This is a genomic window from Escherichia sp. HH091_1A (assembly GCF_030295175.1).
GTDB lineage: Bacteria > Pseudomonadota > Gammaproteobacteria > Enterobacterales > Enterobacteriaceae > Escherichia > Escherichia coli_F.
In genome coordinates this window covers 3,011,399-3,024,914 of sequence record NZ_AP025747.1, presented here as the reverse complement: position 1 = coordinate 3,024,914, position 13,516 = coordinate 3,011,399, and the positions used below count along the sequence as shown (strand labels likewise).

Genomic DNA, 13,516 nt, shown 5'->3' with positions numbered 1-13,516 from the left:
TGCCTTTTGCCGCTTTTGTAATACAGTCTACATCCTGGCAGTGCCGTGTGGTGAATGCATCACTGACTGAAAAAACAGCAACAGGCTGGCCCCTGTTTGCTTCGCGATGCGAATAAACTTATTATTTGTGTGCCTGAAAACCCCGATCAGTGAGAGTAGTGTACTCATGTTTGTGGAGCATAACCTGATAAAAAATATCAAGATATTCACACTAGCGTTTACGCTCACCGTGGTACTTATTCAGCTATCCCGTTTTATTTCGCCACTTGCCATTATCCATTCCAGTTATATCTTTCTGGCGTGGATGCCACTGTGCGTAATGCTGTCAATCTTGTTTATCTTTGGCTGGCGCGGTGTCGTTCCCGTTTTATGCGGGATGTTTTGCACCAATCTGTGGAACTTTCATCTCTCTTTTTTACAGACCGCGGTCATGCTCGGCAGCCAGACGTTTGCAGTCCTGTGTGCCTGTGCAATATTACGCTGGCAATTGGGAACGCGTTGGCGTTATGGTTTGACCAGCCGATACGTCTGGCAACGTCTCTTCTGGCTTGGTTTGGTGGCACCGATTGGCATCAAATGCAGCATGTATCTTGTGGGGAATTTCTTTGATTTTCCGCTAAAGATATCTACCTTTTTCGGCGATGCGGATGCCATTTTCACGGTCGTTGATTTGCTAAGCCTTTTCACCGCAGTGCTGATTTACAACATGCTGTTTTACTATCTCACCCGCATGATTGTAAGTCCCCACTTTGCGCAGATACTGTGGCGCAGGGATATCGCTCCGTCGTTGAGCAAAGAGAAACGCGCATTTACCTTAAGCTGGCTGGCAGCTCTTAGCGTGCTGCTACTTCTGATGTGTACACCGTATGAAAATGACTTCATTGCCGGTTACCTGGTACCTGTTTTCTTTATCATCTTTACCCTCGGGGTCGGTAAGCTTCGCTATCCGTTTTTAAATCTCACCTGGGCTGTTTCAACGCTTTGCCTGCTGAATTACAACCAGAACTTTTTGCAAGGGGTACTAACCGAATATTCGCTGGCATTTATTCTCGCAGTGCTGATTTCCTTTAGTGTTTGCCTGCTCTATATGGTGCGCATTTATCATCGTAGTGAATGGCTTAACCGACGCTGGCATTTGCAGGCGCTGACCGATCCGTTAACGCTCTTACCCAACTTTCGCGCGTTGGAACAAGCACCAGAGCAAGAGGCTGGCAAGAGTTTTTGCTGCCTGCGTATTGATAACCTTGAGTTTATGAGTCGTCATTACGGGTTAATGATGCGCGTTCACTGTATCCGCTCAATTTACCGTACGTTAATGCCGCTGATGCAGGAAAACGAAAAGTTGTATCAATTGCCGGGGAGTGAACTGCTATTAGTACTGAGCGGGCCGGAAACGGAAGGGCGACTCCAGCATATGGTTAACATCCTGAATAGTCGGCAAATTCACTGGAACAATACCGGGCTGGATATGGGCTATGGTGCTGCCTGGGGGCGTTTTGATGGAAATCAGGAAACCCTGCAACCCTTGTTGGGGCAGTTAAGCTGGCTGGCGGAGCAATCCTGCGCACATCATCATGTGCTGGCGCTGGATAGCAGAGAGGAGATGGTTTCCGGGCAGACCACTAAACAGGTGCTATTGCTGAATACCATTCGCACGGCGTTAGATCAGGGGGATTTGCTGCTCTACGCCCAGCCAATTCGCAACAAAGAGGGTGAAGGTTATGATGAGATCCTCGCGCGACTGAAATATGACGGCGGCATTATGACCCCGGATAAGTTTCTGCCCCTTATTGCTCAGTTTAACCTTAGCGCGCGTTTTGATTTGCAAGTGCTGGAATCCTTGTTGAAGTGGCTGGCCACACACCCTTGCGACAAAAAAGGCCCGCGCTTTTCAGTTAATTTAATGCCGCTCACGCTGCTACAAAAGAATATTGCCGGGCGGATTATTCGTCTGTTTAAGCGTTATCACATCTCCCCGCAGGCGGTCATTCTTGAGATCACCGAGGAGCAGGCGTTTTCTAACGCAGAAAGCAGCATGTACAACATCGAGCAGCTGCATAAGTTTGGTTTCCGGATTGCGATTGATGATTTTGGCACCGGCTATGCCAACTACGAACGGTTAAAGCGTTTGCAGGCTGATATCATCAAAATCGATGGCGTCTTTGTGAAAGATATCGTCACGAACACGCTGGATGCGATGATTGTGAGATCAATTACCGATCTGGCGAAAGCGAAGTCATTGAGTGTGGTCGCGGAGTTTGTCGAGACGCCACAGCAGCAGGCGCTATTGCATAAGCTCGGGGTGCAATATCTGCAAGGGTATTTGATTGGTCGCCCTCAGCCATTAACTGATTAACAGGCGTAAAAAAAGCAGGGAATTATCCCCGGCTTTTGTGGCTGATGACAAACAGAAAAATGCCTGATGCGCTACGCTTATCAGGCCTTGTATTATCCCTCCTGTGCAGAGAAAATCGGCCAGTTTTCTCTGCCTGCAGTCCGCATGCCGTATCGGGCCTTAGGTTTTCAACCTGTTGCGTAGATTTATGCAGCGGACTGCCTTTCTCCCAAAGTGATAAACCGGACAGTATCATGGACCGGTTTTCCCGGTAATCCGTATTTGCAAGGTTGGTTTCACGATGGAACATGAACTTCATTATATCGGTATCGACACCGCTAAAGAGAAACTGGATGTCGATGTGTTGCGTCCTGATGGTCGTCATCGCACCAAAAAATTCGCTAACACCACTAAAGGGCACGATGAGCTGGTGAGCTGGCTGAAGGGTCACAAGATTGACCATGCGCATATCTGCATCGAAGCGACCGGCACCTATATGGAACCTGTCGCAGAGTGCCTTTACGATGCAGGCTACATAGTGTCAGTCATTAATCCTGCGTTGGGTAAAGCTTTCGCTCAGAGTGAAGGACTGCGTAACAAGACTGATACCGTGGATGCGCGCATGCTGGCAGAGTTCTGTCGTCAGAAGCGCCCTGCAGCCTGGGAAGCGCCTCACCCGCTTGAACGCGCGTTGCGTGCCCTGGTAGTACGCCACCAGGCGCTGACAGATATGCACACGCAGGAACTGAACCGCACTGAAACGGCGCGGGAAGTCCAGAGACCGAGCATTGATGCTCACCTTCTGTGGCTTGAAGCAGAGCTGAAGCGTCTTGAGAAGCAGATAAAAGACCTGACAGACGATGATCCGGATATGAAACACCGCAGGAAACTGCTGGAAAGTATCCCGGGTATCGGAGAGAAAACATCTGCGGTATTACTGGCTTATATCGGTCTGAAGGACCGCTTCGCCCATGCCAGACAGTTCGCCGCTTTTGCGGGTCTGACACCACGGCGTTATGAATCAGGCAGTAGTGTGAGAGGGGCAAGCCGGTTGAGTAAAGCCGGACATGTGTCGCTTCGCAGGGCGTTGTATATGCCTGCAATGGTAGCCACCAGTAAGACTGAGTGGGGACGGGCGTTCCGCGACCGTCTGGCGGCTAATGGCAAGAAAGGAAAAGTGATTCTCGGCGCGATGATGCGCAAGCTGGCACAGGTGGCGTATGGAGTGCTGAAGTCAGGCGTACCGTTCGATGCGTCACGGCATAATCCGGTAGCTGCGTAAAAATCGCGGAAGGGATGAAAAAAACAGCGCCTGACGGCGCTGTGTCTGGCATGCCTGCAATCTGGGAAACCAGGGTAGAAAAAAACTTGCAGGCCATAACAGTATCTACATGGAATTGAAGCCGGGGAATTATCCCCGGCTTTTTAATTAATGAATTGGACTTACAGCACCAGTGCTGCGATTGACGCAGACAGCACACTCACCAGAGTAGAGCCGTAAACCAGTTTCAGACCGAAGCGAGAAACCACGTTACCTTGCTCTTCATTCAGGCCTTTAACTGCACCTGCGATAATCCCGATAGAAGAGAAGTTAGCGAAGGAAACCAGGAACACAGAGATGATGCCTTCAGCACGCGGAGAGAGCGTGGAAGCAATTTTCTGCAGATCCATCATCGCAACGAACTCGTTGGAAACCAGTTTGGTCGCCATAATACTGCCCACTTGCAGTGCTTCACTGGAAGGAACACCCATCACCCAAGCAACCGGATAGAAGATGTAGCCCAGGATGCCCTGGAAGGAGATGCTGTAGCCAAACCAGCCAGTCACAGTGGCAAACAGTGCGTTCAGCGCAGCGATCAGGGCGATAAAGCCGATCAGCATCGCGGCAACGATAATGGCAACTTTGAAACCTGCCAGAATGTATTCACCCAGCATTTCGAAGAAGCTCTGACCTTCGTGCAGGTTGGACATCTGAATGTTTTCTTCACTGGCATCAACACGGTAAGGGTTGATCAGCGACAGCACGATAAAGGTGCTGAACATGTTCAGTACCAGCGCCGCAACGACGTATTTCGGCTCCAGCATCGTCATGTATGCACCAACGATGGACATCGACACGGTGGACATCGCCGTAGCTGCCATGGTGTACATACGATTGCGGGAGATTTTGCCGAGGATATCTTTATAGGCAATAAAGTTTTCAGACTGACCCAGAATCAGAGAGCTGACGGCGTTGAAGGATTCCAGTTTGCCCATACCGTTGACTTTGGAGAGCAGGAAACCAATTGCGCGGATAATCACCGGCAACACGCGAATGTGCTGGAGAATACCGATCAGCGCAGAGATAAAGACGATTGGGCACAGCACTTTCAGGAAGAAGAATGCCAGGCCTTGATCATTCATGCTACCAAAGACGAAGTTAGTCCCTTCGTTGGCAAATCCGAGCAGTTTCTCAAACATTTCGGAGAAGCCTTTCACGAAGCCCAAACCAACGTCGGAGTTCAGGAAGAACCACGCCAGTAACACTTCGATAACAAGCAGTTGAATAACATAACGGATACGAATTTTTTTGCGGTCGCTGCTTACCAGCAGTGCGAGAATCGCAACAACGGCAAGTGCCAGTACAAAATGAAGGACGCGGTCCATATTTGCTCCAAATATGAGGCAGGTTAAATTTCCGTGCACATTCTATGTAACATGGTTAAGGAAAACGAGATCTGACACACACTATAATGACGTCCTGTGACAAGCTTCAAAAATAGTGAGCTGTCATACATTTCTGCTATGTTGTGTATGGAAGCTGAAAGTTATGTAAATGTGCTAACATTAAACATAATCACAACATTCAAGTCATCAATCTTTTCGTCGTCATAATTCTGGTCTATCAAAGAAATCATCACAATCCACTTAAATGAATTTGATAATCATTCTCGTTTGACATAGCATGAAACATAGCAAAGGCTATGTTTTAGAGGCACAAGATGACTAACTATCGCGTTGAGAGTAGCAGCGGACGGGCGGCGCGCAAGATGAGGCTCGCATTAATGGGACCTGCGTTCATTGCGGCGATTGGTTATATCGATCCTGGTAACTTTGCGACCAATATTCAGGCCGGGGCCAGCTTCGGCTATCAGCTACTGTGGGTTGTCGTTTGGGCCAACCTGATGGCGATGCTGATTCAGATACTGTCTGCCAAACTGGGGATTGCCACCGGTAAAAACCTGGCGGAGCAGATTCGCGATCACTATCCGCGTCCCGTAGTGTGGTTCTATTGGGTTCAGGCAGAAATCATTGCGATGGCAACCGACCTGGCGGAATTTATTGGTGCGGCGATCGGTTTTAAACTCATTCTGGGTGTTTCGCTGTTGCAGGGCGCGGTGCTGACGGGGATCGCGACTTTCCTGATTTTAATGCTGCAACGTCGAGGGCAAAAACCGCTGGAGAAAGTGATTGGCGGGTTACTGCTGTTTGTTGCTGCGGCTTACATTGTAGAGTTGATTTTCTCCCAGCCTAACCTGGCGCAACTGGGTAAAGGAATGGTAATCCCGAGTTTACCCACCTCGGAGGCAGTCTTCCTGGCGGCAGGTGTGTTGGGGGCGACGATTATGCCGCACGTGATTTATTTACACTCTTCGCTGACTCAGCATTTACATGGTGGTTCGCGTCAACAACGTTATTCTGCCACCAAATGGGATGTGGCTATCGCTATGACTATTGCCGGTTTTGTCAATCTGGCGATGATGGCGACGGCTGCGGCGGCGTTCCACTTTTCCGGTCATACTGGCGTTGCCGATCTTGATGAGGCTTATCTGACGCTGCAACCGTTGTTAAGCCATGCTGCGGCAACGGTCTTTGGTTTAAGCCTGGTTGCTGCGGGACTGTCCTCAACGGTTGTGGGGACACTGGCGGGGCAGGTAGTGATGCAGGGCTTCATTCGTTTTCATATCCCGCTGTGGGTGCGTCGCACCGTTACCATGTTGCCGTCATTTATTGTCATTCTGATGGGATTAGATCCGACACGGATTCTGGTTATGAGCCAGGTGCTGTTAAGTTTTGGTATCGCTCTGGCGCTGGTTCCACTACTAATTTTTACCAGTGACAGTAGGTTGATGGGCGATCTGGTGAACAGCAAACGCGTAAAACAGATAGGCTGGGTGATTGTGGTGCTGGTAGTGGCGCTGAATATCTGGTTGTTAGTGGGAACGGCTCTGGGGCTATAGTTCAACTGGCGTCGTACCAGGCATCACTGGCGGATGCGGCGTAAAACGCCTTATCCGCCCTACACATTAAAGAGCCGGTTTGTAGGCCTGATAAGACGCGCTAGCGTCGCATCAGGCATTGTGCTCCAGTGGCGAATGTGTTTAATGGCGATGCCCATGTCCGCGGCCCTTTCCGCGATGATCATCACGATCGCGCCAGCCTTCACGATAGCCACGCTCATAGGCTTTACGCTTATCCCAGCCACGGTGGTAGCCATTATCATGACGCCACCAGCGGTTTTTACGCCATTCATAATTGCGATGCCAGTAGTCACGGTCGCGCCAGTGACCACCGTCCCAGTAATTACCGTAATGATCGCGATCGCCAATTTGTAATTTGATTGATGGCAGTAGGGTGATTTCACCTGCGTTTGCCACAAGCGGGGTAAATGCCATCAGGGCGGCCGCCAGAAACAGTGACCTGAACATTGTTATTCTCCTTCACGATCGAAGCCGTCAGCGGCCTGTTAACGCAATATTACGGGGAGGTAAAGCCCCGTATCATCGCCATAACTCTTAAATCATAAAGGAGAGCATTTTTTGCTAAATGTTATCGTGGGGTGGCTGTTGCTTCGGACGATTGACTATCATCATCGGCTTACCTGCTAATAACAGCCATGCCGGAAGCATGACGATACAGAGCAGCGGTAGCAATGTGGTATTGGGTACAACGACTGCCGCCATAAAAAGACTTAACCAGCCATCGCGTGTTACCACCAGCACGATGCCGAGAATAGCGCAGGAAACGGTTATTGCCGCTGGAACGGCGGGAACGTGCTCATGCAGCATCAATCCTAATGCCACGCCGACAAACACTGCCGGGAAGATTCGCCCACCGCGAAAGCCGCTGGCGGCAGCAACCACGAGAGCGGCAAGTTTAATCACTGCCAGCAAAAAGTAATCGCTGGTGCTGAAAGCCTGATTTGCCACCATCTGCTGCATCTCATCCAGCCCTTTAAATAGCGAAACCGGTCCAGCAATAACCCCCAGAATACCGAGAATAAATCCGCCAACTCCCAGCATTAGCACCGGATTTTTAATCTGATGCATCATCGCGTGCAACCGTGGCAGACACCATACGGCAACCATCCCTGCTGCGATGGCAATAGCCGCCACAATTGCACCGCTGAGAATATCGGTCATCTCCATCTGCCCATAATGCGCAATGGGCAGTGAAAAATGAGGATGGAAAAATAATCCGGTAGTAAGTGCACCAGCTGCTGCGGCCATTAACGGCGCAAAGAGACGGTCCCATAGCGGAACCTCATTACTGCCATTTAAGGTTTGCGAAAATATCAACGCCGCTGCAACAGGTGTGCCAAACAGCGCGCCGATGGTTCCGGCAGAGGCTAAAATAGTCCACTCCATTCGGTTGACGCGCGGTAACAGACGAGCGCCAATGGCGACGGCAAGGGCGATATTGACGGTCATGATCGGATGTTCCGGCCCGAGACTGACGCCGCCAGCAAGACCGAGAATTAATGCTACGATAAGTCCTGGTAGCGCAGAGGGCGGAACCGGTGCGCCGATCAGCGGTTCACAGGCGGGGTCTGGCCCGGCATGCCCCTGGCTGAAACGGATAACCAACCCCACCGCAATACCTGTTAGCGTTAATATGGCGATGATCCAGAAAGGTGAATCCTGGGCTATCCCCAGAGTTCCCGGCAGTCGTTGCCAGAGCAAATTCTGTAATACCGAGGCGATTTTCATCACCACAATCAGAATAAGACTGGACGCAATCCCAATTGCCACGGCGGGGAGCGATAATAACAACATGGTTCTGGCTCGCGGATGGAGCATGTTCTATTCCTTATGCAGGGTCAGATACTTAGTTTGCCCAGCTTGCAAAAAGGCATCGCTGCAATTGGTGCTGAAACGATAAAGTAATTGTGTGACCCAGATCGATATTTACAGGGAGCCTGCCTTTCCGGCGTTGTTGTTATGCCCCCAGGTATTTACAGTGTGAGAAAGAATTATTTTGACTTTAGCGGAGCAGTTGAAGAATGACAAAGTATGCATTAGTCGGTGATGTGGGCGGCACCAACGCACGTCTTGCTCTGTGTGATATTGCCAGTGGTGAAATCTCGCAGGCTAAGACCTATTCAGGGCTTGATTACCCCAGCCTCGAAGCGGTCATTCGCGTTTATCTTGAAGAACATAAGGTCGAGGTGAAAGACGGCTGTATTGCCATCGCTTGCCCAATTACCGGTGACTGGGTGGCAATGACCAACCATACCTGGGCGTTCTCAATTGCCGAAATGAAAAAGAATCTCGGTTTTAGTCATCTGGAAATTATTAACGACTTTACCGCTGTATCGATGGCGATCCCGATGCTGAAAAAAGAGCATCTGATTCAGTTTGGTGGCGCAGAACCGGTAGAAGGTAAACCTATTGCGGTTTACGGTGCCGGAACAGGGCTTGGGGTTGCGCATCTGGTTCATGTTGATAAACGCTGGGTAAGCTTGCCAGGCGAAGGCGGTCACGTTGATTTTGCGCCGAATAGTGAAGAAGAGGCCATTATCCTCGAAATACTGCGTGCAGAAATTGGTCATGTTTCGGCAGAGCGCGTGCTTTCTGGTCCTGGGCTGGTGAATTTGTATCGCGCGATTGTGAAAGCCGACAACCGCCTGCCAGAAAATCTCAAGCCAAAAGATATTACCGAACGTGCGCTGGCTGACAGCTGCACCGATTGCCGCCGCGCGTTGTCGCTGTTTTGCGTCATTATGGGCCGTTTTGGCGGCAATCTGGCGCTCAATCTCGGGACATTTGGCGGCGTGTTTATTGCCGGTGGTATCGTGCCGCGCTTCCTTGAGTTCTTCAAAGCCTCTGGTTTCCGTGCCGCATTTGAAGATAAAGGGCGCTTTAAAGAATATGTCCATGATATTCCGGTGTATCTCATCGTCCATGACAATCCGGGCCTTCTTGGTTCCGGTGCACATTTACGCCAGACCTTAGGCCACATTCTGTAAATCCTTCCTGTTATATCGGGAGGTAACTCTCCCGATAATCTTTTAAATCATACAGTTAATTCAATTTTTCTTTGTGTCTCCTCACAAGGCCGACCTGCGTCACACTTCCGTACAGCGGGATTAATTCTCCAGTAAATGCATTATTTGTCTGGTAACGGCGATTTGTTTTGCACGTTCATAATTTCACTCGTCAACTATCACTGAACGAGGAATTAACGATGAGTAAGAAACTGATTGCCTTATGTGCCTGCCCAATGGGCCTGGCTCACACCTTTATGGCCGCTCAGGCGCTGGAAGAAGCGGCGGTAGACGCCGGTTATGAAGTGAAAATTGAAACCCAGGGTGCGGACGGCATCCAGAATCGTCTGACCGCGCAGGATATCGCCGAAGCGACCATCATCATCCACTCCGTGGCGGTTACCCCGGAAGATAACGAACGTTTCGAATCACGCGACGTTTATGAAATCACTTTGCAGGACGCAATTAAAAACGCTGCGGGCATCATCAAAGAAATCGAAGAGATGATTGCCTCTGAACAACAGTAATATTCGACAGGGATAATTGTTATGGCCATTAAAAAACGCAGTGCAACCGTTGTGCCTGGCGCATCCGGTGCGGCAGCGGCAGTTAAGAATCCGCAGGCCTCTAAAACCAGCTTCTGGGGTGAACTCCCGCAGCATGTGATGTCAGGGATTTCACGCATGGTGCCGACCTTAATTATGGGCGGTGTGATCCTCGCTTTCAGCCAGCTGATTGCTTATAGCTGGCTTAAAATTCCTGCGGATATCGGCATCATGGATGCGCTTAATAGCGGGAAATTCTCCGGTTTCGACCTCTCCTTACTGAAGTTTGCCTGGCTGTCACAGTCCTTTGGTGGCGTGCTGTTTGGCTTTGCCATACCGATGTTTGCCGCTTTTGTGGCGAACTCTATCGGTGGCAAACTGGCATTCCCGGCTGGTTTTATCGGCGGCTTGATGTCTACCCAGCCGACGCAACTGCTGAACTTCGATCCCAGCACGATGCAATGGGCGACCTCTTCGCCGGTGCCGTCCACCTTCATTGGTGCCCTGATTATTTCCATCGTTGCCGGTTACCTTGTGAAGTGGATGAACCAGAAAATCCAGTTACCGGATTTCCTGTTAGCGTTCAAAACCACATTTTTGCTACCGATTCTTTCCGCCATTTTTGTCATGCTGGCGATGTACTACGTCATCACCCCCTTTGGTGGCTGGATTAACGGTGGTATCCGTACCGTGCTGACTGCCGCAGGTGAGAAGGGCGCGCTAATGTATGCGATGGGTATCGCAGCAGCGACAGCAATCGACCTTGGTGGCCCGATCAACAAAGCCGCAGGTTTCGTTGCCTTCAGCTTTACCACTGACCACGTATTACCGGTCACCGCACGTTCTATCGCTATCGTTATTCCACCGATTGGTCTGGGTCTGGCGACCATTATTGACCGTCGTTTAACCGGCAAACGCCTGTTCAACGCTCAGCTTTATCCGCAGGGTAAAACCGCCATGTTCCTTGCCTTTATGGGGATCAGTGAGGGTGCGATTCCGTTTGCGCTGGAAAGCCCCATCACCGCCATTCCGTCGTATATGGTCGGCGCGATTGTCGGCTCAACCGCCGCTGTCTGGCTGGGCGCAGTGCAATGGTTCCCGGAGTCCGCTATCTGGGCATGGCCGCTGGTCACTAACCTCGGCGTCTACATGGCGGGGATCGCGCTGGGAGCAATCATTACTGCGCTGATGGTGGTGTTCCTGCGTCTGATGATGTTCCGTAAAGGCAAATTGTTAATCGATAGCCTGTAAGAAGGAAAATCCTGATGACATTACTCGCTTCGCTGCGCGACTGGCTTAAGGCGCAACAACTGGATGCGGTGCTTCTCTCCTCACGGCAGAACAAACAACCGCATCTGGGGATCTCCACCGGATCAGGTTATGTGCTGATTAGCCGTGAAAGTGCGCACATTCTGGTGGATTCGCGCTATTACGCGGATGTAGAAGCCCGCACGCAGGGCTACCAGCTGCATTTGCTTGATGCGACGCACACGCTTACCACTATCGTCAGGCAAATCATTGCCGATGAGCAGTTGCAAACGCTCGGTTTTGAAGGCCAGCAGGTAAGTTGGGAAACCGCGCACCGCTGGCAGTCTGAACTCAATGCGAAACTGGTAAGCGCCACGCCGGATGTGCTGCGGCAAATCAAAACGCCAGAGGAGGTGGAGAAAATCCGCCTCGCCTGTGGGATTGCCGATCGCGGTGCAGAGCATATTCGCCGCTTTATTCAGGCCGGGATGAGCGAATGCGAGATAGCCGCTGAACAGGAGTGGTTTATGCGCCAGCAGGGCGCAGAAAAAGCCTCTTTTGACACCATTGTCGCCAGCGGCTGGCGTGGGGCGCTGCCGCACGGCAAAGCCAGCGACAAGATTGTTGCAGCGGGCGAGTTTGTCACTCTCGATTTCGGTGCGCTGTATCAGGGCTACTGCTCTGATATGACGCGCACCTTGCTGGTGAATGGCGAAGGGGTGAGCGCCGAATCTCACCCACTGTTTGATGTGTATAACATTGTCCTGCAGGCACAGCTCGCGGCAATCTCCGCGATTCGCCCCGGCGTGCGCTGCCAACAGGTTGACGACGCCGCGCGCCGGATCATTACAGAAGCCGGTTATGGTGACTATTTTGGTCACAACACTGGTCATGCCATCGGCATTGAAGTCCATGAAGAGCCGCGTTTTTCACCGCAGGACACCACGACGCTACAGCCAGGGATGTTACTGACCGTGGAGCCGGGGATTTATTTGCCAGGGCGAGGTGGCGTGCGCATCGAAGATGTCGTGCTGGTTACCCCGCAAGGCGCGGAAGTGCTCTACGCCATGCCAAAAACAGTGTTGCTCACGGGAGAGGCATAATGGATTTATCGCTATTAAAAGCGTTGAGCGAGGCAGATGCGATCGCCTCCTCGGAACAGGAAGTGCGGCAGATCCTGCTGGAAGAAGCGGATCGCCTGCAAAAGGAGGTGCGATTTGATGGCCTGGGATCGGTGCTGATCCGCCTCAATGAATCGACAGGTCCGAAGGTGATGATCTGTGCGCATATGGACGAAGTGGGATTTATGGTGCGTAGCATCTCCCGCGAAGGGGCGATTGATGTCCTGCCAGTTGGCAATGTGCGCATGGCTGCCCGCCAGCTTCAGCCAGTACGGATCACTACTCGTGAAGAGTGCAAAATTCCCGGTTTGCTCGATGGCGAGCGGCAGGGGAATGACGTCAGCGCCATGCGCGTGGACATTGGTGCGCGCTCGTATGACGAAGTGATGCAGGCAGGTATTCGTCCGGGCGATCGTGTCACGTTTGATACCACTTTTCAGGTTCTCCCTCACCAGCGAGTGATGGGTAAAGCCTTTGATGACCGCCTCGGTTGCTACCTGCTGGTGACGTTACTACGTGAGCTGCACAACGCCGAGCTGCCTGCGGAAGTGTGGCTGGTGGCAAGTTCCAGCGAAGAGGTGGGATTACGCGGCGGGCAAACCGCCACCCGCGCGGTGTCGCCGGACATCGCCATTGTGCTTGATACCGCCTGCTGGGCGAAAAACTTTGATTATGGCGCGGCTAACCATCGCCAGATTGGTAACGGCCCGATGCTGGTGTTAAGCGACAAGTCGCTGATTGCGCCGCCAAAACTTACCGCGTGGATCGAAACCGTGGCGGCAGAAATTGGCGTGCCGTTACAGGCGGATATGTTCAGCAACGGCGGCACGGATGGCGGGGCGGTACATTTAACCGGCACTGGCGTACCCACAGTGGTGATGGGGCCAGCAACCCGCCACGGACATTGCGCCGCATCGATTGCCGACTGCCGCGACATTTTGCAGATGCAGCAGCTTTTATCTGCCCTTATTCAACGTCTTACCCGTGAGACGGTTGTTCAACTGACGGATTTCAGATGATC

12 protein-coding genes are annotated in these 13,516 nt (G+C 51.6%); 9 read left to right on the top strand and 3 right to left on the bottom strand.

The window, feature by feature from the left end; genetic code table 11:
• Window positions 1–166: 166 nt before the first annotated feature.
• The gene (locus tag QUF14_RS15210; protein WP_001354804.1) at window positions 167–2,356 is read left to right on the top strand and encodes a bifunctional diguanylate cyclase/phosphodiesterase; all 2,190 of its coding nucleotides are present in this window, start codon (window positions 167–169) and stop codon (window positions 2,354–2,356) included.
• Window positions 2,357–2,636: 280 nt separating this feature from the next.
• On the top strand, window positions 2,637–3,617 hold the full coding sequence (locus QUF14_RS15205; protein WP_000399629.1) for an IS110-like element IS621 family transposase: 981 nt from the start codon (window positions 2,637–2,639) through the stop codon (window positions 3,615–3,617).
• A gap of 161 nt (window positions 3,618–3,778) precedes the next feature.
• On the opposite strand, the gene nupC is transcribed toward QUF14_RS15205, so the two are convergent.
• Window positions 3,779–4,981: a nucleoside permease NupC gene (gene nupC / locus QUF14_RS15200; protein ID WP_001317971.1), complete on the bottom strand. Its 1,203-nt coding sequence runs from the start codon at window positions 4,979–4,981 to the stop codon at window positions 3,779–3,781.
• A gap of 298 nt (window positions 4,982–5,279) precedes the next feature.
• Here nupC and QUF14_RS29070 point away from each other — a divergent pair, with 298 nt between their 5' ends.
• Complete coding sequence (locus QUF14_RS29070; RefSeq protein ID WP_418517219.1) at window positions 5,280–5,324, top strand: hypothetical protein; 45 nt, start codon at window positions 5,280–5,282, stop codon at window positions 5,322–5,324.
• A complete protein-coding gene (locus QUF14_RS15195; RefSeq protein WP_000186373.1) occupies window positions 5,317–6,555 on the top strand; it encodes an Nramp family divalent metal transporter in 1,239 nt (412 codons plus the stop codon). The genes QUF14_RS29070 and QUF14_RS15195 overlap by 8 nt, the downstream gene beginning before the upstream one ends.
• 141 nt (window positions 6,556–6,696) lie before the next feature.
• Here QUF14_RS15195 and ypeC read toward each other — a convergent pair whose 3' ends face one another.
• A complete protein-coding gene (gene ypeC, locus QUF14_RS15190; RefSeq protein ID WP_000490084.1) occupies window positions 6,697–7,023 on the bottom strand; it encodes a DUF2502 domain-containing protein YpeC in 327 nt (108 codons plus the stop codon).
• A gap of 114 nt (window positions 7,024–7,137) precedes the next feature.
• Complete coding sequence (locus tag QUF14_RS15185) at window positions 7,138–8,394, bottom strand: ion channel protein (protein ID WP_000903120.1); 1,257 nt, start codon at window positions 8,392–8,394, stop codon at window positions 7,138–7,140.
• Window positions 8,395–8,597: 203 nt separating this feature from the next.
• Between QUF14_RS15185 and glk the strand changes: the two genes are divergently transcribed.
• From glk to ypdE, 5 genes are all read left to right on the top strand, one after another.
• Window positions 8,598–9,563 (top strand): glucokinase, encoded by a 966-nt coding sequence (gene glk / locus QUF14_RS15180; protein ID WP_000170346.1) that lies wholly within the window; start codon window positions 8,598–8,600, stop codon window positions 9,561–9,563.
• A gap of 218 nt (window positions 9,564–9,781) precedes the next feature.
• Entirely contained in the window at window positions 9,782–10,108 is a 327-nt protein-coding gene (locus QUF14_RS15175; RefSeq protein WP_001354802.1) for a PTS fructose transporter subunit IIB, read from the top strand.
• Window positions 10,109–10,129: 21 nt separating this feature from the next.
• Window positions 10,130–11,377 (top strand): PTS fructose transporter subunit IIC, encoded by a 1,248-nt coding sequence (locus QUF14_RS15170; protein WP_000985352.1) that lies wholly within the window; start codon window positions 10,130–10,132, stop codon window positions 11,375–11,377.
• Between the two features lie 14 nt (window positions 11,378–11,391).
• Window positions 11,392–12,477, top strand: a complete 1,086-nt coding sequence (gene ypdF / locus QUF14_RS15165) for an aminopeptidase (RefSeq protein WP_100733839.1) — start codon at window positions 11,392–11,394, stop codon at window positions 12,475–12,477.
• Window positions 12,477–13,514 carry an aminopeptidase gene (ypdE, locus tag QUF14_RS15160; protein ID WP_000366053.1) on the top strand — a complete coding sequence of 346 codons (1,038 nt, stop codon included), beginning with the start codon at window positions 12,477–12,479 and terminating at the stop codon, window positions 13,512–13,514. Before ypdF ends, ypdE begins: the two co-directional genes overlap by 1 nt.
• The last annotated feature ends 2 nt before the right edge of the window (window positions 13,515–13,516 follow it).

What these genes read in the sequence shown, in the direction of transcription:
- QUF14_RS15175 (WP_001354802.1), top strand. Translation starts at nt 9,782, where the DNA reads ATGAGTAAGAAACTGATTGCCTTATGTGCCTGCCCAATGGGCCTGGCT.
- QUF14_RS15185 (WP_000903120.1), bottom strand. Translation starts at nt 8,394, where the DNA reads ATGCTCCATCCGCGAGCCAGAACCATGTTGTTATTATCGCTCCCCGCC.
- glk (WP_000170346.1), top strand. Translation starts at nt 8,598, where the DNA reads ATGACAAAGTATGCATTAGTCGGTGATGTGGGCGGCACCAACGCACGT.
- QUF14_RS15195 (WP_000186373.1), top strand. Translation starts at nt 5,317, where the DNA reads ATGACTAACTATCGCGTTGAGAGTAGCAGCGGACGGGCGGCGCGCAAG.
- QUF14_RS15210 (WP_001354804.1), top strand. Translation starts at nt 167, where the DNA reads ATGTTTGTGGAGCATAACCTGATAAAAAATATCAAGATATTCACACTA.
- nupC (WP_001317971.1), bottom strand. Translation starts at nt 4,981, where the DNA reads ATGGACCGCGTCCTTCATTTTGTACTGGCACTTGCCGTTGTTGCGATT.
- QUF14_RS15205 (WP_000399629.1), top strand. Translation starts at nt 2,637, where the DNA reads ATGGAACATGAACTTCATTATATCGGTATCGACACCGCTAAAGAGAAA.
- QUF14_RS15170 (WP_000985352.1), top strand. Translation starts at nt 10,130, where the DNA reads ATGGCCATTAAAAAACGCAGTGCAACCGTTGTGCCTGGCGCATCCGGT.
- ypdE (WP_000366053.1), top strand. Translation starts at nt 12,477, where the DNA reads ATGGATTTATCGCTATTAAAAGCGTTGAGCGAGGCAGATGCGATCGCC.
- ypeC (WP_000490084.1), bottom strand. Translation starts at nt 7,023, where the DNA reads ATGTTCAGGTCACTGTTTCTGGCGGCCGCCCTGATGGCATTTACCCCG.
- ypdF (WP_100733839.1), top strand. Translation starts at nt 11,392, where the DNA reads ATGACATTACTCGCTTCGCTGCGCGACTGGCTTAAGGCGCAACAACTG.